This window comes from Streptomyces albus subsp. albus (assembly GCF_000725885.1).
GTDB lineage: Bacteria > Actinomycetota > Actinomycetes > Streptomycetales > Streptomycetaceae > Streptomyces > Streptomyces albus.
On record NZ_JODR01000040.1, the window covers coordinates 17358 to 39694 of the forward strand.

A 22337-nucleotide genomic window follows, 5' to 3' on the forward strand; every position below is an offset into this window, starting at 1 on the left:
GACACAGACCGGCGAGGGTTCAGACCGGGGTGACGCTCAATCCACCGCCCGGGCCGGTGCCCGGCGCGGCGCGGCGGCGGACCGCCACGGAGCCGTAGACGGTGCGCAGCCGCAGCCACGCACCGGCCTCCAGCAGCACGACAGGCTCACTGCCGCGCAGAAACCCCAGCGCGTGCGCCGCGTGCGCGGCGCGCAGCGGCAGGCCCGTACGCCCCAGCGGGCGGGACCAGATCTCCTCGGCGAGCGCGTCCAGCGTCTGCCTGCCACGCCGCTCGGGCGGCAGCTTCTCCGCCCGCTGCCGGAACTCGCCCACGGCTGCCGCCGCGACCGAGCCGACCGCGTCCACCGGCACCCGGGCGAACTCCTGCCAGCCGCCGCGCGGGGGCAGCACTCCGGCCCAGGAGGGGCCGGTGACCGCCGACGGCACGCCGACGGACTCCCGTTCCTCCTCGACCCGCTCCAGCAGCTCGCCGGCGGCCACGGTCACGTCCAGCTCGACCGGTTCCAGCAGCCGTCCCGTACGGACGGCCAGCACCTCGAACCGGGCCGGTTTGGCGAACACCCCGGCCACGCCGCCGCCCGCACGGATGCGCACGGCGGCGTTCTTCTCCCAGCGCAGCAGCCGCTCCAGGAAGGCGGCGAGTCCCGCCGCCTCCCCGGGGTCGGCGAAGACGAGCCGGTCAGCCACGGTGGCTGTCATCGAAATAGTCCTCCAGGAAGGCCCGTTCGGCGGCCGACAGCCGCCGGGGGAAGCCCTCCTCGATGTTGTACGGCACCACGACCGTCCGCGCCCGCACGTACGGGCCCCGGGACTTGGCGGCCCCCGGCCCGGCGGCAACCGGGACGGCGTCGGCGTCCTTGATCTCGTACCCGAACGTCACCGACGCCGCCGTCAGCTTCTCCACCCACAGCTCGACCGTCACCGGATCGGCACGGTGCACCAGCTGCCGCAGGTAGTCGATCTCGTGCCGCGCCACGACAGTGCTGCCGGTGAACGCCTCCGGGTCGCTCGCCCTCGCCGCCACGGTCAGGAAGTCGATCCTGGCCTCCTCCAGATAGCGGAGGTAGACGGTGTTGTTGACGTGCCCGTTGGCGTCCATGTCCGACCAGCGCAGCGGACACCGGTAGCTGTGGCGCACGCGATCAGCTCCGGGTCAGCTTCTTGTGCGTGGCGCGGTGCGGGCGCGCCGCGTCCGGACCCAGCCGCTCGATCTTGTTCTTCTCGTACGACTCGAAGTTGCCCTCGAACCAGAACCACTTGCTGTCACCCTCGTAGGCGAGGATGTGCGTGGCCACGCGGTCCAGGAACCAGCGGTCGTGGGAGACGACCACGGCGCAGCCGGGGAAGTCCAGCAGCGCGTTCTCCAGCGAGGAGAGGGTCTCCACGTCCAGGTCGTTGGTCGGCTCGTCGAGCAGCAGCAGGTTGCCGCCCTGCTTGAGGGTCAGCGCCAGGTTCAGCCGGTTGCGCTCACCGCCGGAGAGCACGCCCGCCGGCTTCTGCTGGTCCGGGCCCTTGAAGCCGAACGCCGAGACGTAGGCGCGCGAGGGCATCTCGACCTGGCCCACGTTGATGTAGTCCAGCTCGTCCGAGACGACCGCCCACAGCGTCTTGTTCGGGTCGATGTTGGCGCGGGTCTGGTCCACGTAGGAGATCTTGACCGTGTCGCCGACCTTGATGGAGCCCGAGTCCGGCTGCTCCAGGCCCTGGATCATCTTGAACAGCGTGGTCTTGCCCGCGCCGTTGGGGCCGATGACGCCGACGATGCCGTTGCGCGGCAGGGTGAAGGACAGGTCCTCGATGAGCACCTTGTCGCCGAACGCCTTGGAGAGGTTCTCCACCTCCACCACGACATTGCCCAGCCGCGGCCCCGGCGGGATCTGGATCTCCTCGAAGTCCAGCTTGCGGGTCTTCTCCGCCTCGGCGGCCATCTCCTCGTACCGGGCCAGACGCGCCTTCGACTTGGCCTGCCGCCCCTTGGCGTTGGAGCGGACCCACTCCAGCTCGTCCTTGAGGCGCTTGGCGCGCTTGGCGTCCTTCTGGCCCTCGACCTTGAGCCGGGACTGCTTCTTCTCCAGGTAGGTGGAGTAGTTGCCCTCGTAGCCGATGGCACGGCCCCGGTCCAGCTCCAGGATCCAGCCGGCCACGTTGTCGAGGAAGTACCGGTCGTGGGTGATCGCCACGACGGTGCCCGGGTACTTGGCCAGGTGCTGCTCCAGCCACTGCACCGACTCGGCGTCCAGGTGGTTGGTGGGCTCGTCCAGCAGCAGCAGGTCCGGCTGCTCCAGCAGCAGCTTGCACAGCGCCACCCGGCGCTTCTCGCCACCGGAGAGGTTGGTGACCGGCCAGTCGCCGGGCGGGCAGCCCAGCGCGTCCATGGCCTGCTCCAGCTGTGCGTCCAGGTCCCAGGCGCCCGAGTGGTCGAGCTGCTCCTGGAGCTTGCCCATCTCCTCCATCAGCTCGTCGGTGTACTCGGTCGCCATCTGCTCGGCGATCTCGTTGAACCGGTCGAGCTTCTGCTTCGTCTCCGCGACACCGTCCTGGACGTTCTCCAGCACCGTCTTCGACTCGTCGAGCGGGGGCTCCTGGAGCAGGATGCCCACGCTGTAGCCGGGCGAGAGCATGGCGTCACCGTTGGAGGGCTGCTCGAGCCCCGCCATGATCTTGAGAACGGTGGACTTGCCCGCGCCGTTGGGGCCCACGACACCGATCTTGGCGCCGGGCAGGAAGCTCAAGGTGACGTCGTCGAGGATCACCTTGTCGCCGTGCGCCTTGCGCGCCTTGCGCATGGTGTAGATGTACTCAGCCAAGAGGAACCGTCCGGCAATCTGTAGGTAGTCGTGCGCGGCCAGGCCGCGCGGGTCGTTACGTCATGCGGCAGCGCGCCGCGGAGTGTGCTGCGGCCCTACCACGTCAGGCATACGCACCCCATCTTGCCGCACCCGGCCCCCGCCCCGGAAACGGGATCCGCCGCACCCGACCGCCACCCGCCCCGCCCCACCCGCGGAAGCCGCCCCGCCGGGACCGCGCAGGGCGACGGTCACGGCGCCGGACGGCACGACATGAGCAGCGACGGACGCCACATGTGCCGCAGGCGACACACATGCCGCAACGGCAACAGGGCCGGAGGCATTCCGACCGGACGGACTCGAACCGATCGGACTCGAACCGATCGGACTCGAACCGATCGGACTCGGACCGGACGGACTCGGACCGGACGGACTCGCACCGGACGGAACCGCGCTTGACGGAACCGCACCCGACGGGCAGGGGGCGGCGCGGACGGCGAACCGACAGGGACGGGGAACGGGCGGACGTGCAGGGCGCGGCCGGACATACAAGGCACGGGCGGAGAACGGGGAAGGGGTCGGCGGACGCAGAGCCACCGCGACGCGGCACCATCGCGTCGCGGAGACCCGGTGCCGCCTGCATCGCTGGCATCGCCGGCACCAGGAGGCACCACCGGGACCAAACGGCACCACCGGCACACCGGCACCGGACGACGCCAGGGGGCACCAGGAGGCACCACCCGCACCAGGGGGCACCACCGGCGCCGGTCTCAGCTGCGGCGGCGCAGCGCCCGCAGCGTTGTGACGCCGACGGCGACGAACCCGATGGCCAGCGCCGCGATCAGCCGCGTGTTGCCGCTGCCCGTCTGGGCCAGGTCGCCCTCGGCCGCGGCGGCGGTACCGCCGCCGACCGTCGCGGGACGCTCGGCGGTCAGCGGCGCGCTCTGCTGGGTGACGGTCCCCAGCGACGCCGTCGTGGTGCAGTCGAGGACCCCGCTGAAGGTCTTGACGTACCCGTGCGGCCCGTGCACGGGTATGCGGTACGGCTGGTCCTCCTCGACCGGCACGGTCACCGTGCCGCGCTCCCCCTCGGCGATCACCTGGCGCTGTTTGCCGACCCGCAGCGGGAATACGGCGTCGGCGCCGTTGGTGACGGTGACGTCGACCCCGTGGCCCGCGCAGTTCTCACGCGCGGTCGCCGCGGGCACCGGGCCGCGCTCGGCCCAGTTGACGACGGCCGTGGCCGAGACCGTCGACTGGCTGGAGCCGGCCAGGATCTGCGCCTGGCTGCGGCCCCGTTCGCCGAGCCCGGTGAGGACCCGGCCCACCGGCACCTTGGCCGCCGCCTGCGCCGTCAGCGAGGCGGCACCGAAGTCCGCCTCCTTGGGCACGTCGAAGAACAGTTTGGTCCCGTTACGGGCGGAGCGGACCTGCTTGCCCTTCGCGTCGACGACCTTCACCCCGGCGGATCTGGCACGCGGCCCCGGAGCGACGGTGACCTCGGAGGCGGTGGTGCGGACCGTGACCGGGGCGGTGCGCTCACCGCTGCGGCCCGACACCTCCGCCCGGTCGAACGCGAGGGACGCCCGCGGTTCGGCGACGGAGCGTGCCTTCTTCACCAGGTAGGCGGCCAGCTTCTGCGCGGCCGGGTCGGTGGCGGTGATGACGGGGCGCTTGCGTGGCGCCGTGCCCCGGGCCTCGCCGCGCCCGTCTCCCCGCGCCCCCTTCTCGGCGAACCGCCAGATGGCGACCTGCGTGCCGGCCGCGGCCGTCTCCGGCGTGAGGCGTTTGGCCCCGGCGGCTTCGGCCAGCGCCTCCAGGTCGTTCCGGCGCGGATAGGAGTGCTCCACGACCCAGCGGATCTTCCCCGCGTTGGGATTGCCGGACAGCGGTGAGGACTTCCACTCCCCTTCCGCGTAACGCGACTGCGCCTGCGCCGGGTTGAGCGCGTCGATCCCGTAGGTCTGGAGCGTGCCGCCGCCCTCGACGGTCATCTCGAAGAGTCCCGCGCCGATCTTCTGCCGCTCGCCGTCCACGGTGACGACCGCCTCGTCGTGGGTGGTCAGCCCGTTGAGGGTGGCGGTGGCCCCGCTGCGCTCCTCGGGCAGCCCGCCGGCGGGCGCGCCCAGGTGCGTGGGACCGCCCGCATGCGGCCGTGCGGTCGCGTGCGGCGCGCTCATCGCCGCACTCACCGCGCACAGCCCGGTGGCCGCCGCGACGACCGTGAGACGGCGGGCCGCCCGCGCGCGTACAGAAGTCATGGTCTTCCCCTCTTGGCAGCGCGCGCGGGCCCGCGTCGCCCGCGTCCGCCGGTCTGCCGCAAAGCTCGTACCCCCCGGTCAGTACGCGTGGGATCGTAAGAAGATCAACAGCGTGCGGTCCCCATGATTCACCGTCGTCACACATTCCGACTCGCAATCGTTATCAGCGAATCCGGCGGACCGGGACGATCACGACGCACCGCGTTGACCTGGGTCGCTCCCGTCCGGCACATCGACCGGCGCATCGACCGGCCCGTTCCGGACGGGAGCACGCGGCCGGTGCCGTCAGCCGTTGAGGGCGGCGATGGTGGCCTCCAGATCAGTGGCCCGGGGCTGGTTGTGGGGGAGCATGGCGAGCACCTTGGCCATGCCGCAGGTGCCGGTGAGTGCGGAGAAGACCAGCCCGCCGGCGACACCCGCCGATATCCACCGCGCCCGCGCCCGGCGCCGCCCCAGGAGCAGCCCGGACAGCACGAGGGAGCCGGCCGCGAGACGGACCTGGCGCTCCATGGGCCAGGGCGTACGGCCCCCGGTGGTGCGGTCGAGTTCGTGGCCGAGCCCGCTCCAGGCGGTGGTGCCGCCAGTGAGGGTGGCGGCGGGGACACCCTGCGCCGCCAGGCGTTCGACGGCCTGCGCGGAGCGCGCACCGGAGGCGCAGACGACCAGGAGGGCGCCGCGTCCGGCCGCTGTTCGCAGGGCGGGCAGCGCCTCGTCCAGCCGGCCGAGCGGGATGTTGTGCGCACCCGGCAGATGACCGGAGGCGTACTCGCCGGGAGTGCGCACGTCGACGACGGTCAGTTCGCCGAGACGCGCGTGCGCCTCGTCGGCGGTGAGGGCCGTGCCGGGAGGGGTGGGGGCGGGGGAAGGAGTGGTGGGGGTCACGGGAATGCTTCCTTGGATCGGTCGGTTCACCGCTTCGGTAGGATACCCGTGGGGGTATCTACGAAGGAGTGTGGGCTGTGGAACTGTCGATGGCGGCTGAGGAACTGAAGACGGCGGTCAACCGGCTGCGCAGGGCGCAGGGCCAGATCGCCGGGGTGATCAAGATGATCGAGGAGGGGCGGGACTGCGAGGACGTGGTCACCCAGCTCGCAGCGGCGTCCCGCGCCCTGGACAGGGCAGGGTTCGCGATCATCGCGACGGGCCTCCAGCACTGCCTGACCGATACGGACATGGCGGCTTCCGAGGACCGGGAGCAGATGCGCGCCCGTCTGGAGAAGCTCTTCCTTTCTCTGGCTTGAGACTCGACCAGTCTCTGGCTTGAGACTCGACCAGTCTCTGGCTTGGGACTCGACCAGAACGCTCCGGGTGATGGCCGCCGCGCCCGGGGCGGGGCAGCGGCCACGGGCCGGGGGCCCTGCGGCCCGTTGTCCGGCTCATATGAGAGCGTCCACGAGCATGAAGGCGGCCACGGCCAGCAGCAGGACGGTGAAGATCCGCCGCAGCAGCGTGCCGGTGACCTTGGCGGCCAGGCGTCTGCCGTCCCAGCCGCCGAGGATCGCGGCCCCGGCGAACGGTGCGATCAGCGCCCAGTCCAGGCCGTGCGCGGTCGCACCACGAGTGGCCAGGGAGGCGAGGGAGTTCGCCGAGACCACCAGCAGACTCGTGCCCACGGCGGCCTGCATCTCGAACGCCAGCACCGTGACCAGCGCGGGAACGACGAGGAAGCCCCCACCGACCCCGAGCAGCCCGGTCAGCGCCCCCAGCCCCGCCCCGGTACCGGCCGCCTTGACCGGCCGCACCACCGCCGCCCCCGGCTCCTCGCCGGCGCCGTCACCGGCCCGCCCGGAACGCAGCATCCTGACCGCGGCGAACCCGGCGACGACGGCGAACGCACAGGTCAGCACCGGCTGAGGAAGGCGGGCCGCGACAGCTCCGGCCGCGGCGGCGGGCAGGAGACCCGCCGCCGCGAAGAGGGCACCCGCTTTCCAGCGCACCTTGCCGGCCCGGGCATGGGCGTACAGGGCCGTGAGCGAGGTGGCGGTGACGACGATCAGGCTGGCGGTGGTGGCCGCGGCCGGGGTGAAGCCGAGCAGGTAGATCAGCGCGGGCACCGCCAGGACACTGCCGCCCCCGCCGAGAGCCCCGAGCGCCAGCCCGACCACGCCTCCGGCGACCAGCGCGAGGACCAGCGCGCTCACGCTATGACACCGCTGCCGCCGCTCCCCCCGGTGACCGGCAAGCCCTCACGAGCCCACGCGGTCATACCGCCGGCGACATCCGTGGCCTCGATCCCCCGGCCCGCCAGCAGCTCCGCCGCCTCCTGGGAACGGTGACCGGAGCGGCAGACAGCCACCACCGGCTTGCCCCGCGCAGCCGCCGGCAGAGCGGCTCCCGCCTTCAGACGGCTGAGCGGCAGATGCAGCGCCCCGGGCGCATGACCGGCGTCCCACTCGTCCTCCTCCCGCACATCGAGCAGGACGGCCTGGCCGTCGACTGCCCTCCGGTGGGCCTGGGCGGGACCGAGCCGATCGGCACCACGAAGGGAACGCGAGGACGGTGGCGTCGGCGGAGAGGGCGGGGTCGGTAGGGTCGGTGGGGACGGCGGAAACATGGTGCGGTCTCCTCTGGTCGTGGTGCGGTCGGTACAGCGCGGGGCGCCCGTTATGCGGCTCGGCTCGTACGTGGCGCGGGCGCGCCGCACAGGGCATGGCACCGGCTCATGTGGCACGGCGAGTGTCGTGCGTGACACGGCGCGGATCGCGCTTGGCACGGCGCGGACCGTGCGTGGCACGCCACCCGTTGCGTGCGGCGCAGCCCGAATCGCGTTCGGCTCGGATTGCGGTTCAGCTCGATGCCGTTCGGCTCGGGTTCCGTTCGACTCGGGTTCCGTTCGACTCGAATTGTGTTCGGCTCGAATTGTGTTCGGCGCGGCGCCGGTTGTGCTTCGCCCTGCCTGACCCGCAGTCGCCGGGCGGGCAGTTGCCGGGCGGGGTCTTCACATGGCCGGCCGGAGCCGTCACGTCGTGGTGCGGGTGGACGCTCCCCCGCCCTCGGTTCCGTCGGGGCGTATGAGGGTGAGGCCGGCGTCGGTGGCGGAGCCGAAGCCGTCGTCGACCGCGACCACCTCGCGGCCGGCGGCGTCCAGCATCGACGCCGCGATCGCCGCGCGCATGCCGCCGGCGCAGTGCACCCACACCACCCCGTCCGGCACCTCACGGAGGCGTCCGGGCAGCTCGTGGAGCGGTATGTGCACCGAACCCTCGACGTAACCGGCGCGGCGTTCGGAGGTGCGCCGTACATCCAGCACCACCACCTGCGCACCGCTGTGGCGTTCCGCGGCCAGGTCGGCGAAGCGAGCGCGCGGGAAGGCAGCGAGCTGTTCGCCCTCACGGACCCAGGCGGCCGGATCACCGCTGGCTGCGGCAGCGGGACGGTCGATACCCACCCGGGCCAGCTCACGCTGCGCCGAGGCGATCTGCTCGGGCGTCTCCCCCAGCAGCGTGACGGGCTTGCCCCACGGGATCAGCCACGCCAGGTACGTCGCGAGCTGCCCCTCGGCCTCGAAGTTGAACGACCCGGCCACGTGGCCCTCCGCGAAGGCGACCCGGTTGCGCAGGTCCACCACCCACTCACCGGCCGCCAGCCGGTCGGCGATCTGTGCGGCGTCGGCCGGCTCGGGCTCGGTGAGGTCGACGGGGGCGGGTCCGGCGGCGTTGGCGGGCCCCATGTGGGCGTAGTACGCGGGTATGTCGTCCAGCCCCGCCAGCACCTCGGCGACGAAGGTGTCCACGTCCTTGGTCAGCGCGTCGTTCTGTTCGCGTTCCGCGCCGATGGTCGTCGTTTCGCCCGCGGCCTGGGTGGAGGCGCAGAAGCTGCCGAACCCGTGCGTGGGCAGTACCCGTACCTCGTCGTCCAGTTCGTCGGCGAGGCGGTGTGCGGAGGCGTGCTGGGCGCGGGCCAACTGCTCGGTCAGCCGCGGCTCCACCAGGTCCGGCCGGCCGACCGTGCCGATCAGCAGCGAACCGCCGGTGAACGCCGCCACCGCCCGGCCCTGCTCCTCCAGCACGTAGGAGGTGTGGTGAGGGGTGTGACCCGGGGTGGCCACAGCCCGCAGTACCAAGCCCTCGTCCACCGCGACGGTGTCCCCGTCGGCGATCGCGGTACGGCGGAAGGCGACCGGTGCCCCCGCCGGGACGAGGTACTCGGCGCCGGTGAGGCGGGCGAGCTGGAGACCCCCGCTGACGTAGTCGTTGTGCAGGTGGGTCTCGACCACGTACGCGAGGCGTACCCCGCGCCGCGCCGCGGCCGTGAGGACCTGGTCGATGTCCCGGGGCGGATCCACCACCACCGCCGTGCCGGGGCCTCCCGCCAGATAGCTGCGGTTGCCCAGTCCCTCGAACTTCAGCGTGTCGACGAAGAACACGATGACTCCTCCCTGATCTGCGTACCCCCCGGGGTATCGATCGCCACTTCCCACGCTAACAGATGTACCCCGGGGGGTATTCCGCCGAGGCATGGGGCCGCACCTCTCCACCGAAGGCATCACCCCTGCTCCGGGGCCCGCCAGCACGAGACCGGACCCCGCGAGCGTGCCCGTGCCGACCCCCACCCCAGGCCCAGGCGCAGGGCACAGGCCCAGGCACGGGCGCGGGCCCAGGCGCGGGCTCGGGCGCGGGCACGGGCCCAGGCACGGGCACCGGCACGGGCTCGGGCTCGGCAAGCAGGGGCGAGCCCAGCGATCCGCGACCCGCGCCCCCGGGGCGGGCTCAGGCCGGCGACCGCACCCGAACCAGACGGCAGGACCGAAGGCAGGGCCCGGAGCAGGGGCGGGGGTGCGGTGGCCGGCCGCTACCGGGGCGTACCGAGCGGCTCCGGACCGGGTTCGTCGTCGTCCGTGCCCGCGCCGGGGGCGGACACGGCGACGGCCGCTGCCACCGGTGCGGCATCGGGCGTGCCCGCTCCCCCGCCGCCCGAGGGGCCGAACGGCGCGGCATCGTGTGCCTCCGCCGGGGGCCAGGCAGGCGCGGGACCGTGAGTGAGGTGCGGGCCGGACTGAGCGCGGGCCACCCGGACGAACGCGGCCGTACCGCGTGTGAGGTCGTGCCCCACCGTGGAGGCCATCAGGTCCGCCGTCAGATAGCGCCTGCCGTCGCGTTCGTCCTCCACGATGCGCAGCTGGCCGCGGACGATGACGGGCTCGCCACGCGCCACCGAGGAGGCGACATTGGTGGCGAGCGACCGCCAGGCCCACACCGTGTAGAAACTGGTGCCCGCGTCCGCCCAGCGCTCTTCCCGCTTGTCGAAGCGCCGCACCGTACTGGCCAGCCGGAACCGGGCGACGGGCACACCCGAAGGCGACATCCAGTGGTCGATCTTCGTCGCCACGTTCCCCATCACCGTGACATGCGTCTCGTTCATCCGAACCACCCCGTGACGCGGCTGACTGCCGCTGAGTGCGGCTGTCCGCCGCTGCTTGTCTGCGTCCGGGAACCAGCGTGGACGCCGAGGGCGGCGCGTGGGAAAAACGCTCCGAATCTGTGGATAACTCAGCAGTTGTGCATAACTCGCTCACCTGTGTGGGGGACGGGTCACATGGCCCCCACCGGCCTGCCGCCCGCGTCAGCGCCGCGCCCCGCACCCGCGGGCACATCCGTCACCGCATCCGCCCCACGGGCCGCCTGCGCATCCGCGCCCGCGTTCGCACCCACACCCGCGTTCACGTCCGGGTTCGCGTCCAGGTTCGGCACGTTCGGCACGTCCGGGTTCGGCGCGTTCGGGTCCGGGGCCGGGTGCGCGCCGGGCGCCGTGCCCGGCGCGACCACGGAGGACGTCCGGCCCGGTACCGCGTCGAAATCGGCGGCGAACTCCGCGCCCGGAACAGTTCCGTACTCCCCGCCCGGAACGGCCCCCTGTCCCAGCTCGGAGCCGGCCCCGAAGGTCGCGTCCACGCCGGTCCCCACGGCCGGGTCCGAGACGGTGCCGAGGACGGGTCCCCCGGCCGCGACGGCGAACTGCTCGCGCACCTCGCGGTAGCGCAGCAGCTCGGCCGCCACCGGCTCCAGCACCCGGGTCCGGCCGCAGCAGGCGGCGAGCCCGCGCAGCCTGCGCTCGGCGTCCAGCCCGTAGGCGCGGGCGGGGCCGCGGGCGGCTCGGCGGCAGCCCCAGGCCAGTACGGGGCCGGCGAGGGTGGCCGCGACCAGCGCGGCGACGGGCAGCGCCAGGGCCTGCGTGACGCCGCCGGCCATCACCGCGACTGTCACCGCCCACGCCGCACTCGCCCCTTGCAGCACGAGGAACAGCCACTGTCCCAGCAGCACCGCGGCGTGCCACGGCGGCCGTGGCACCCGCACCCCGCGCCCGCCCGGCCCCGTTCCGCCGGACGCACCGCTCCCGGCCCCGGGCCCGGCCGCGTCCGGTGCTGCCGCCTGCCCTTCCTCGGCTCGCGGCGCAGCGGGCGCGCCCGACACTCCGGGCTCAGCCGGACCCCGTACGACCGGGGATGCGTACGGATCGGCCGAGACGGCCGAAGGCGTGCGCCCGCCCACCGCCTCCGCTCCGCCGGTCCCGCCGGCCGGATACCTGCTTCCCGGCGCCCCTCCGTCCGGTCCGGCGCCGGGCACGGGCCCCTGCGCCGGCACCGCCATAGCGCCCGCTCCGGAAGCGGAGGAGAGTCCCGGCACGGGCGCAAGCACTGAAGCGGCAGCGGATGCGGAGCCGGGAGCCGACGCGGACGCGGACGCAGAAGCGGAAGCGGAAGCAGGGGCTGAGGCGGACCGGGCCTTGGACCGGGACAGGAACCGGAACACCGACCGCGCCCTCGACCCCGTAGCGGACTTCGACTCCGATCCGGGCGCCGGGACCGACATCGGCTCTCCCGTAGCGACCGGCCCCGAACCCCGCCCGGTCCCCGCCTCCGGCCCCGAGGCCGGGGCCGGAGGCGGGACCGATGCCGGCGTCGGCACCGGCCCCGTCTCCGTCGTCCGGCCGGCGGCCGTCCCCCCGGTGTCGGCCGCCGCCTTCGGGGACGTGAGGGCGGCGTCGGCGCCGGACGCGCAGACGGCCATGACCTCGTCCAGCGCCTCCGGCAGGCCCGCCGCACCGCGCCGTGCGGACTCGCGGACGGTGCGGGCCCAGGCGCCGGGGAGCCCGGCGGCTGCCGCGTCGGCCAGTTCACGCACCGCCTGGGCGACCATCGGGCGCGCGGCACGCGGCTGCTGGAGCGTCTCACGGGGGCGCCGGACGGGCGCGCCCGTGACCGTCTCGCCGACCGCCTCGTCGCGGTCGCTGCCCGGCCGGGAGGTGTACCAGCGCAAGGCGCGCACCCAGGGAGTGCCGGCGGAGCGTTCGGCCTGGCGCAGCCAGGCGCGTTCGGCCGCCTGACCGGCCGCGGCGGCACCGACGGCGAGCGCCAGCCGGTCCTCGAAGTCCTCGCGGGCGGTCTCGGTCAGTCCGGCCGGGCCGTCCACCGCGCCGGGCCCGGGGTCGGCGTAGACGGGGCGCAGCCGTTCCATGGCCCCGTCCAGGTCGGCGGTCAGCCGCAGGACGGCGGCGCGCCGCTGGGCGACGAACTCGCCCAGTTCCTCGCGCAGGACGTCGATGCCCTCGTAGGTGAGAGCGGACGCGGACAGCACGACGGCACCGGGTTCGCCGTGCTCGCCCAGTGCCATACCGTCCTCGTCCAGCAGGCGGCGCAGGTCGTGCAGGACCGCGTCCACACCGTCCCGGGTGAGCCGGTCGATCTGGTTGAGGACGACGAAGGTGACCTCCGCGTGTCCGGCCAGCCGGCGCAGGTAGTCCTCGTGCAGGACGGCGTCCGCGTACTTCTCCGGGTCGACGACCCACACGACGGCGTCGACCAGTTCCAGCAGCCGGTCCACCTGTTCGCGGTGGCCCGGTGCGACCGAGTCGAGGTCGGGCAGGTCGATCAGGACGAGGCCGCCCAGGGCGCTGTCCCGAGTGCGGTGACGGGCGTGCTGCGGGATGCCGAGCCGGTCGAGGAGCCCGTCGGGACCGCCGTCGCTGTCCCGGCCCGCTTCCCAGGTGCACGCCACCGGGGCGGCGGTGGTCGGCCGGCGCATGCCGACTTCGGAGAGACGCGCCCCGGTCAGAGCGTTGAACAGCGAGGACTTCCCGCTCCCGGTGGCGCCCGCCACGGCGACGGTGGTGTACGCACGGGGCAGCCCCCTGCGGGCCGTCGCCTCGTCCAGCACGCGGCCCGCCTCGGCCAGCACCTCGGGGTCGAGCCGGGTGTGGGACAGTCCGACGAGCTCCCGCAGCGCACCGAGCCGCTGCCGCAGCCGGTGCTCTCCTTCGTCCCGGCGCGCGTCCCGCTGGGCGTCCGTGCCGACGTCCCGCCAGATGTCACGTTCGGCGTCCCGCCACACGTCGTCCCGGTCCGCGTCCCGGTCCGCGTCCCGGTCAGCGTCCCGGCCTGCGTCCTGGTCTGCCTCCCGCGCGGCGTCCGCGCCGGTGTCCCGGGCGGCGTACTGCGCGGCCTCCCTTACGGCGTCCCGGGCGCCCTCCTGCGCGGTCTGCGCGTCGTCATGCTGCACGTCGTCATGGACGGCGACGGGGTCCTGCTGCTCCTCCGGAGCGGTGGCCTTCTCCACGGCCTCCGCCTCAACGGGCTGCTGGACGGCAGTGCCGTCGGCGCCTTCCGGATCCGCCGACGGGCCGCCGGGGCCCTCCCCGGAGTACGGGTCCTCCGGCCAGACGGTGCTGCGCCATGGAGGCGCGAACCCGGAACCGGTGACCGGGCGGTCGGCAGTACGCTCCGGCCCCTCCTCGCCCGGGGAGTGGCTGCGCGGGCCGGGCGTCCAGGGCTCCGCCTCGGACTCCCGCCGGCCACCGTGCTCGGCGGGCGCCGTACGGTCCACGCGGGCCCGGCGCGCGATGATGCCGTCGTCCCAGACGAACTCCGGCTCGGTCGCGCAGGCGTGCGCGTGCTCCCGTTCCTGCTCCGGGACCCGCCCCTGCTCGGGAGTGCGCCCCTGCGTGGCTGCCCGGTCCCCTTCGGGAAGGTGCTCACTCCCGGCCGCGCGCTCCTGTTCGGAGGGGCTCTCCTGCGCGCTGTCGTCCCCCGTGGGACGTGGTACCGCGTTCGCCGCGGCCTCCGCCTGCTGGTGCGGTACGTGCACCACAGGACGCGGTGACGCCTCAGCGGACGATTCGCCGCTGTCCGCCCTGTCAGCGGTTTCTCCGCTGTCCGGGCTCTGCCCACCGTCCGCGCTGCCCGCCCTGTGCGCCGTTTCTCCGGCGTCCGGGACGTCGCCGACGCACGTGCCGTCCGCCGCTCCCGCAGGCGTCTTGGTGGGCCCTGTGCCCTCGTCCGCATCGGTGCGGTGACTCATGTCAGCCGGACGGTCAACGCGGGGCCTGTCCGTCACTGTCGTATCCGCAACGGCGTCCCGCTCGGACACGGCCGTTTCACTCCCGGGGGTCGAGCGGGCCCCACCATCAGGGCCGGGCGAAACCGGCGCACTGGCCGGCACGGCCGTTCCACTGCTGTGCACTGCTCCAGCAGCCCCCATGGGGTTGCTCTCGGCTCCCGTGCTGTGCCCCTCACTGTCCGAGCGGCGCGCGACAGGCGAGTCGCCCGCGTCTTCCGGAGCGCTCGCCGACACGGCGGGGGTCGCGCCCACAGCCGCACCCGGCGGCAGGTGCTGGCCGTACGACCGAGGCTGACCGGACGCCAATGACTGACCGGACGGCAGGGACGGGCCAGCAGCCAGGTGCCGGTCCGACGACGGAGGCTGATCCGACGACAGGGGCTCGCCGGACGACAGAAGCCGCTCCGACGACAGGGGCTGCGGCAAGGACCGATCCGGCGACACGGACGGATCCGGCGGCAGGGGCTGACCGGACGACAGGGACCGGTCAGGCGAGAGGTGCTGGCCGGCGGACAAAGACTGGCCCGACGACAGAGGCGGGTCGGCAGCCAGGTACTCGCCGGACGACACGGGCTGTCCGGCAGCCAAGTGCTCGCCGGACGACAAGGACTGGTCCGCAGCCAAGTGCTCGCCGGACGACACGGGCTGGCCGGCAACCAAGTGCTCGCCGGACGGCAAGGGCTGGTCGGCAGACAGCCGCTCGCCGGACGACAAAGGCTGCTCCGACGACGGACGCGGGTCGGCAGACGACTGCTGGTCCGGCGCCGGCGGCTCGGTGAGGTCGAGTTCGAGCTGGCCGTCGACGGGGTCGGTCCAGGCGTCGGGCCAGTTGCCGGTCCAGCGCTCGGGCGGCTCGCCCGGGCCTCCGGCGCTGCCGGCGGTGGCGTCGGTGGTGGTCACTGCGGTCACCTCTCCGTGTGCGCGCTTTGGAGGCCGCGCGTGCTGTGGTGCAGGCCGAGCGGGGTGCGGGTCGGCGGGAGATCACTGGGCGGCACGTCCGGGGTCTGTGCCCCGTACGGCCGGTGGGGCGGGCGCAGCCGCCGGCTGGTGTCGAGTTTTTCCAGTGCGGAGAACGCGGCGACCAGTTCCACCTGCGGTTCGGGGCCGGTGCGGAACTCCTCCAGCGGTGCGAGGCGCAGATCGCGTTCGCCGCACAGGATCCGGTCGATGCACGCGTCCAGCAGGTCGGCGCACTGGGTGCGCAGTTCGTCGGCGCTCTCGTCGCCGAGCAGGTCGGCCAGGGCGTCGTCCGCGCCGTCGGTGTGCGGGCCGCCCAGGAGGGCGGCTGCGACGAGCCCTGCGACGTGTTCCGTGTCGCCGTCGGGGGCGGCGGCGCGGCCCGCAGCGCGTGCCTCCTCGTCGGCGAGTTCTTCGACGCAGCGGCGCCAGCGGCGCACCATGACGCCGATCCGGCCGGCCGCCTCGCCGCGTTCGGTCCCGTCGTACGCGGCGGGCGGGACGCACCGGTCGAGGTGCGGGGTGGCGCGTCGGAGTTCGGCGACGCGTTCGTCGGCGGCGGCGACGGCGCCGGTCAGCAGGGCGGCGAGTCCGTCGGCGAAGGCGTCGAACAGTTCTTCGCCGTCGCTGTCGGCGGGGAAGCAGCGCCAGTGTTCGGCGGCGTCACCGGCCAGCAGCTCGCCTTCGGCGATACGGGCGCGCAGCCGGTTGCCCGCCGACTCGTAGGCGTTCTCCACCTGCTGTGCGAGGCGTGTCGCCGCCGCGTGCTGGGCGGCGGAGGCGGCGGCGAGGGCGGCGACGCGGGGGCGGAGCGAGGCCAGTGCCCCGGCCGCCGTGCGGGTGGCGGCGGCGTACCTGGTCTCGGCATCGGCGGCGCGGCTCTCCAGCCAGTCGCGCAGCCCGCTGACGGCGGAGACGGGGAGCAGTCCGGAGCCGCCCGCCGATTCGGGCAGCTCGGGGACGGTGAAGCGGGGCACGTCGCCGAGGCCCTCCTGCTCCAGCAGCAGCGCGTACTGGGCCGCGACCTCGGGGGCCACCTGGTGCGGTACGCGGTCCAGGACGGTCGCGAGGGTGACGTCGTACTCCTTGGCGCTGCGCAGCAGGTGCCAGGGCACGGCGTCGCCGTAGCGGGCCGCGGTGGTGACGAGTACCCAGATGTCGGCGGCGCAGATCAGTTCGGCCGCCAGGTCGCGGTTGTGGGCGACGAGGGAGTCGACGTCGGGGGCGTCGAGGAGGGCGAGGCCGGGCGGCAGTCCGCTGTCGGTCTCGATGCGCAGGGCGTTCCGTGGTTCATCACGGTCGGCGTCCCAGTCGGTGTCCCATTCCGCGCCGGTGTCCCACTCCGCGCCGGCACGGGGGTCCCAAGCGGTTCCGGAACCGGAGCCCCACTCCGTCCCCCGGCCGCCGTCCCACTCCCCTCCTGGGCCCGGGTGCCAGGCGGGGGCGTGACCGGGGCCGTTCCGGGGGCCGGGGTCGGGTTCCCAGCCGTTGCCGTGCCCGGGGTCCCAGTGCCCGGCCGGGGGACGGCCCTGGGCGTGGTCGGGGCCCCACCGGCGGCTGCGGCCGGCGTGGCCGCCGTTCCGGGTGCCGTCCCGGTCGCCGGGGAGGCCCGGCCCGGATCCCCAGTCCTCGGCCGCGTCGCGGGCGGCGGCGGGCCGGCCGGAGCCGCTTCTGCCCGGCTCGTGGGTGCCGGGCGGGTCCTGTCTGGGCACCCACACCCGCTCCAGGCGGGGCAGTACGCGGGGGCCGACGAACCAAGGCCGGTCGTCCGGATGGCAGACCAGCACGGGGGTGCGTGTCGTGGGCCGCAGTACGCCCGCCTCACTGACCCGGCGCCCCACCAGCGAGTTGACCAGCGTCGACTTGCCCGCGCCCGTGGAACCGCCGATCACCGCGAGCAGCGGTGCCTCGGGGGTGCGGACGCGCGGGACGAGGTAGTCGTCGAGCTGATCGAGCAGCTCGTCCCGCGAACGGCGGGCACGTTCGGCGCCCGGCAACGGAAGGGGGAAGCGCGCGGCAGCCACGCGCTCGCGCAGTGCGGTGAGCGCGCTCAGCAGTTCAAGCCGTACGTCCAAGATCGCCACATGGGGCAGAATGCCCAATTTTGCTCCACTTTTGAAGCGTATTCGCGGGCAAGGGCGGGGAAAATAGACGCTTTCGGTGACCGATGGGCTCTTTTGCCCCATTCGCACCGCATGTACCAGCTGCCACCCGGCCGCACCCATAACGACTGCGCAACACCCGCACCGCGCGCCGCCAAAACCGCTGCATGAATCGCACCAGCCTGCGATTATCGGGACCGCTTCACGGAACCTCCACAAGGCGTCGCGGACGTGAAGCAAGCAGGACGAGCCACCCGTCCCCCTATCCTTGACCCCGCCGTGGTCACTCCGGGGGCGGCGAGCTCGCCCACCGCAACGGAGACCGGCCCCCGTAGCTCAGTGGATAGAGCAGGCGCCTTCTAAGCGCTTGGCCGCAGGTTCGAGTCCTGCCGGGGGCGCCACCGGCCCACCATCGGCCGGGCCGCGTTCCAGCAGTTCGGAGCGGGTTCCACCCGCACTGAACGCTGCACACGAGGACACCTCGACGAACGCCGAAGCCCGGCCGGCACCGGCCACAACCGGGCCTCCACGGGCACCTGCCCCCTGTGCACCCCCGGTCGCTCCCCGTCCGCACCTCTCCGAGGAAGCCGACCCGGCACGCGGAAGTGGCCCCACCGGCGGGTAGCAGACGGCTCGAAGAGGTGCCCAGCAGTCCGCCTGCCGCCTCCTGCTGCGTGACATCGGGCGCAGCAGGGGGGCGGCAGGCGGGGCTCCTCGATTCAGCCATTCGGTTAGACATATGTGACGACAGTCACACGCACCGACGAACTGACAATTCACACATGCACGGCACCAGGACCGCCTCCCGCACTCCGTCCCACAGCTCGCCGAAAGACGGCCCCTGCACGCGCCCCTCCGCCACGTTCCCCTGCGTTCCTTCGGGAAAGTGCAAGCCGGCGGGCCGCAGGTCGCTGACGCGGCCACCTCCCACAGGGCCGGGGTGCCGATCCCCGAACCGTGCTCGGTGCACGCGGCCACCAGCGAGCGGCGCCAGTCACCTCCGTCGTCAGCGGCGACGAGCGCCCCCGTGCACGTGCCGTTCAGGACGCAGTTGCTTTCGGCTCTGCGAGCAGAAGGAATGCGGGTACCGGAAGAGGCGACGGTCGCCGTCGAGCTGGAGCACCTGCGCGGCGTGACCGAGGCAGGTTTCGCGCGGCTGGGCGGGCGCTTGGACGTGGTGCTGGAGCGCACCGACCATGTGGATGGCCCCGCCGAGTGGTGCCGGCGGGGCCACTATGCGGGGACAGGCGGCACTTCACCATCACCGACGCGGACGTCCGGAACCTGGGGCCAACCCCGCGCGTGCGGGGAGCACTGGACAGTTGCGGTTCTGACCAGGCGTCAGGCGGGACCAACCCCGCGCGTGCGGGGAGCACCCCAAAACTGTCCGGACTGTCCGACGATCAACGGGACCAACCCCGCGCGTGCGGGGAGCACAAGCTCATGCCGTTGGGGAAGCGGCGAATCCGGGGACCAACCCCGCGCGTGCGGGGAGCACCGGCAGCGGCAACAGCAGCTCCAGCGGCACCGGGGACCAACCCCGCGCGTGCGGGGAGCACAGAGGCTGACCAGCAGCGTTTCGCCAGTCGAGGGCTGATTTTAACCACTTCCCACGACTCGGACCTTCCGGGCGTTCTCCCATTAGGAGTCGAAACCCTGCCGAAGGGTGTCAGCTGGGCCACTGCGAGGGCTGGTCAGCCTCCAGTCCGACGAGCCCTTCATCCAAAGGGTGAGCCTCCGGTATGACGATCCGGCCTGCCTGTGGGTACCCCGCTCCGGGTACCTCGCGCCCCGTTCTACGGTCCCGGGAACGGATCATGGAGGTGGGTAGCTGGGCGCGGACCGACGCCGTGTGGACTGGTGCCGGTGGGCGCTGCTGGTGGCTATGGCGCAGCTGCTCGTGGAGCTGGCCGCATTCGGCCGGTAGGAGCGAACGAGACGCGTTCCGTTTCGCCTGGCGCGGCAACCCATGGGTATGCGCGTCGGACGTCACGTCGCGGAGGCGCCTGCGGGTTGGACAAGGCAGCCCCGGACGCCGATCCGCCCCGCCTGCGCCGAAGCTGCCGGCTCAGGAGCGGGCGGCCTATTTATCGGGCGGCGTCGCCCGTGCTGTAGGTGCCGCCGGGAATCGCGCATCCGGCGCGGCGCGGCGTCCGCCGTCCTCGTCGGGCGGGTAGACCACGATCGGTGCAGCCATGACATCGCCGTGCGGCCAGTCGGCAGCCGCCGCATCTCGGGAGCCCCAGCCGCTGGACCATCGACGCCCCCTAGGCTGGCCAGGATGATTACTGACATCGTCTTCGACGTCGGCGAAACCCTGGTGCGGGACGACCGCTACTGGGGCCGCTGGGCCGACTGGCTCAACGTCCCCCGGCACACCCTCTCCGCCCTCGTCGGCGCCGTCGTCGCCCAGGGTCGAGACAACGCGAACGCCATCAGACTTCTTCGTCCAGGCATTGACGTCGATACCGAACGTGCTGCGATGGAGGCAGCAGGAGCGGGCGAGATCCTCGACGACTCCGACCTTTATTCCGACGTCCGCTCTGGCCTTGCCGCGCTCCGCGATGCCGGATACCGGGTCCACATCGCGGGGAACCAGACCGCTCGCGCGGGTGACCTTCTGCGAGCCCTGAACCTGCCGGTCGAAACCGTGTCCACGTCGGGCGAGTGGGGCTGTGCCAAGCCTGCCCCTGCATTCTTCGCCCGCGTTCTGGAAACTGCGGGCAGCCAGCCAGCAGAGACCCTGTACGTCGGTGACCACCCGGCCAACGACATCGTCCCGGCAGCAACAGCGGGGTTGCGTACCTGCCTGCTGCGCCGAGGACCGTGGGGGCATCTGTGGTTCGATGCAACCGACCCCGCACCCGAGTTCCGCGTCGACAGCATCTTCGACCTGCTCCGTGTCTTGACCTCATAGGTGGGGCCCCGTCGAAGCCACGCCCCGAGGGGGCCCACGCGTTACCGTTCTATGTGGCTGCACAGAACGGAGTTCCTGTATGCCCGTAGACCCGCGCTCCAGGGTCGGGGAGAGCATTGCTGCTGCTCGTCAACTCGCTCGCATGACGCAAAAGGAACTGGCCGACGCTTCGGGTGTCTCGTACAGCATGGTTCGCGCAATCGAGCGTGGTGCACGGATGCCCGGGGACTCGGTGCTCGACGCGCTCGCCGCAGTTTTGGGCGTGGACCCCGCACGGCTGCTGGGGAACCACGGCAATACCGATTCGCGGGTGCATGACGAGATCCCCGAACTTTCCCGCGTGATCGCCGCCTATGACATGCCCCAGGACGGGCCGGTGCGCCCTCTTCACGAGCTTCGTGCAGCAGTGGAGGAAGCTGTCACCTGGCGGGTCGGGGCCCAGTATCTGCGGATCGCCCGCGGAATCCCGAGCCTGCTGGACGAGTTGGCTCGTGCACTCGACGGGGTCCGGGACGGTGCTGAGCGTCGGGAGGTCGCGCAGTTGCTTGTGGCTGCCTACCGCGCTGCTGACGCGGTGGCCTACAAGTTCGGCTACCGGGACTTGTCGGCACGGCTCGTCGAGCTCATGCGATGGGCTGCTACGGGCGCAGAAGATCCACTCCTCGACGCGACGGTGGCCTACGTGCGCACCGAGACGTTCTTCGCCGCCGAGGCGCACGATCCCGGCTTGCGCGCCCTGGAACGGGCGCTGGACTCCGCTCCGGTCACGCCCGGTCGGGCCGAGGTAGCTGCCCGCGGCACTCTGCACATGCGCGCGGCTGTCATCGCCGGCCGGGCTGGATGTGAGGACGCCGCGCTGATGCACATCGATGAGGCCCGTCGCTGCGGCGATCAAGTCCCGGAAGGCATCTACGAGGGCACCGTGTTCGGCCCGTCGTCGATCCGCATCCACGAGGTGTCGCTGGCGGTCAGCCTCGGTGGCCGGCACCTCCAGAGGGCCCTGGATATCGCGCACGAGTGGGCGCCGCCGCGGACTCTTTCTGCTGAACGCCGCTCGGGCTTCTACATCGAGCTCGGCCGTGCTCAATTGTGGGCAGGCCAGCCGGATCACGCCTTTGAGTCGCTGAAGGTGGCTCGTCGGATCGCGCCCCAGCACACCAGGGAGCATCGGTGGGTGCGCGAGGACATCGCCACGCTGCGCCGTCTGAAGCGTGCCGATCGGGAAGACCTGTCCAACTACGCGGGTTGGTGCCAAGCGGTGTAACCGGCTGCTACAAGCTGTGGCAGTTGTGGCGCTCTCCGCCCTGCACCATCTGAGTGACCGGAATGGTTGGCAGATGGGACTGCGGTATGCACCAGGCAGCGTCGAGACGAGGTGCTGACAGGCCAGCGATCAGCATCGCCCACCTTCACAGTGAAGCGCGCATAGAGTGCGGCGCGTTGAACGGAGACCTCTTTCCTGTTGGGGAAGTCTCGGTTACTCATCAGGGGCGGGCTCTCTCTTGGTCTGTGGTTGCCGGCGAAAAGCATTCCAGCGCGGGGGCAATCCAGTGAGAGCGCAGATGCCTCAGCGGGGCGACTACGTCGTTGACCACTCCACTGCGGTGCCGCCCGCCCCGCCCTGGGTGGGGAGAGTGCGACAGACGCACCGCGACGGAACAGTGCTGCTGATCACCCCCACCGGTTACGCGTGGACCGCCGCCCCCGGCGACCTGCGCCCGGCCACCGAGGAGGAGCGTGCCGCCTACGACGCCCAGGTGTGCGGCATCCAGTGGGAACGGGACGCGCTCTACCGGCAGTTGCGCGGGGGTGCCCGGTCGTGAGCCGTATGACGATCCGCGTCTCGCGGGACTCGGGCCGTACGTGGACTCGTGAGCGCACGGTGAAGGGCGAGGGGTCACCTCCGGTGTGGGTGCCGTGCCCGCCGTGCCGGTGCCCGCGCTGCACGAAGGAGCGGGGCCGTGACAAAGCCTGATCCCGC

At 72.8% G+C, this 22337-nt stretch carries 14 protein-coding genes, 1 tRNA gene and 1 pseudogene; 5 read left to right on the top strand and 11 right to left on the bottom strand.

What is annotated here, in order from left to right; genetic code table 11:
• Positions 1–19: 19 nt before the first annotated feature.
• The 5 genes from IO40_RS0131145 to IO40_RS0131165 all read right to left on the bottom strand — a co-directional run bounded on the left by IO40_RS0131145 (position 20) and on the right by IO40_RS0131165 (position 5930).
• A complete protein-coding gene (locus IO40_RS0131145) occupies positions 20–700 on the bottom strand; it encodes a DUF8185 domain-containing protein (protein ID WP_016469017.1) in 681 nt (226 codons plus the stop codon).
• Positions 681–1139 (bottom strand): acyl-CoA thioesterase, encoded by a 459-nt coding sequence (locus tag IO40_RS0131150; protein WP_016469018.1) that lies wholly within the window; start codon positions 1137–1139, stop codon positions 681–683. The genes IO40_RS0131145 and IO40_RS0131150 overlap by 20 nt, the downstream gene beginning before the upstream one ends.
• 4 nt (positions 1140–1143) lie before the next feature.
• Positions 1144–2808: an energy-dependent translational throttle protein EttA gene (gene ettA / locus IO40_RS0131155; protein ID WP_016469019.1), complete on the bottom strand. Its 1665-nt coding sequence runs from the start codon at positions 2806–2808 to the stop codon at positions 1144–1146.
• 749 nt (positions 2809–3557) lie between these two features.
• Complete coding sequence (locus tag IO40_RS0131160) at positions 3558–5048, bottom strand: thioester domain-containing protein (RefSeq protein ID WP_031176579.1); 1491 nt, start codon at positions 5046–5048, stop codon at positions 3558–3560.
• A 285-nt stretch (positions 5049–5333) separates the two neighbouring features.
• Positions 5334–5930 carry a rhodanese-like domain-containing protein gene (locus tag IO40_RS0131165; RefSeq protein WP_031176580.1) on the bottom strand — a complete coding sequence of 199 codons (597 nt, stop codon included), beginning with the start codon at positions 5928–5930 and terminating at the stop codon, positions 5334–5336.
• A 77-nt stretch (positions 5931–6007) separates the two neighbouring features.
• Here IO40_RS0131165 and IO40_RS0131170 point away from each other — a divergent pair, with 77 nt between their 5' ends.
• Complete coding sequence (locus tag IO40_RS0131170; protein ID WP_016469022.1) at positions 6008–6289, top strand: metal-sensitive transcriptional regulator; 282 nt, start codon at positions 6008–6010, stop codon at positions 6287–6289.
• Positions 6290–6424: 135 nt separating this feature from the next.
• On the opposite strand, the gene IO40_RS0131175 is transcribed toward IO40_RS0131170, so the two are convergent.
• The 6 genes and pseudogenes from IO40_RS0131175 to IO40_RS38335 all read right to left on the bottom strand — a co-directional run bounded on the left by IO40_RS0131175 (position 6425) and on the right by IO40_RS38335 (position 17412).
• On the bottom strand, positions 6425–7189 hold the full coding sequence (locus IO40_RS0131175; RefSeq protein ID WP_031176581.1) for a sulfite exporter TauE/SafE family protein: 765 nt from the start codon (positions 7187–7189) through the stop codon (positions 6425–6427).
• On the bottom strand, positions 7186–7602 hold the full coding sequence (locus IO40_RS0131180; RefSeq protein WP_016469024.1) for a rhodanese-like domain-containing protein: 417 nt from the start codon (positions 7600–7602) through the stop codon (positions 7186–7188). Before IO40_RS0131180 ends, IO40_RS0131175 begins: the two co-directional genes overlap by 4 nt.
• A gap of 405 nt (positions 7603–8007) precedes the next feature.
• The gene (locus IO40_RS0131185) at positions 8008–9414 is read right to left on the bottom strand and encodes an MBL fold metallo-hydrolase (protein ID WP_016469025.1); all 1407 of its coding nucleotides are present in this window, start codon (positions 9412–9414) and stop codon (positions 8008–8010) included.
• Positions 9415–9839: 425 nt separating this feature from the next.
• A complete protein-coding gene (locus tag IO40_RS34365; RefSeq protein WP_016469026.1) occupies positions 9840–10409 on the bottom strand; it encodes a single-stranded DNA-binding protein in 570 nt (189 codons plus the stop codon).
• A 1646-nt stretch (positions 10410–12055) separates the two neighbouring features.
• A pseudogene (locus tag IO40_RS39985) lies at positions 12056–13543 on the bottom strand (GTPase); the annotation flags it as partial.
• Positions 13544–15285: 1742 nt separating this feature from the next.
• Complete coding sequence (locus IO40_RS38335; RefSeq protein ID WP_418952610.1) at positions 15286–17412, bottom strand: ATP-binding protein; 2127 nt, start codon at positions 17410–17412, stop codon at positions 15286–15288.
• Between the two features lie 352 nt (positions 17413–17764).
• On the opposite strand from IO40_RS38335, the gene IO40_RS0131205 reads away from it, so the two are divergent.
• The 4 genes from IO40_RS0131205 to IO40_RS36535 all read left to right on the top strand — a co-directional run bounded on the left by IO40_RS0131205 (position 17765) and on the right by IO40_RS36535 (position 22179).
• Positions 17765–17840 (top strand) — tRNA-Arg (locus tag IO40_RS0131205).
• A 1880-nt stretch (positions 17841–19720) separates the two neighbouring features.
• The gene (locus tag IO40_RS0131210) at positions 19721–20356 is read left to right on the top strand and encodes an HAD family hydrolase (protein WP_030407613.1); all 636 of its coding nucleotides are present in this window, start codon (positions 19721–19723) and stop codon (positions 20354–20356) included.
• A gap of 79 nt (positions 20357–20435) precedes the next feature.
• On the top strand, positions 20436–21620 hold the full coding sequence (locus IO40_RS0131215; RefSeq protein ID WP_030407614.1) for a helix-turn-helix domain-containing protein: 1185 nt from the start codon (positions 20436–20438) through the stop codon (positions 21618–21620).
• 370 nt (positions 21621–21990) lie between these two features.
• Positions 21991–22179 carry a hypothetical protein gene (locus IO40_RS36535; RefSeq protein ID WP_234315584.1) on the top strand — a complete coding sequence of 63 codons (189 nt, stop codon included), beginning with the start codon at positions 21991–21993 and terminating at the stop codon, positions 22177–22179.
• Positions 22180–22337 lie beyond the last annotated feature (158 nt).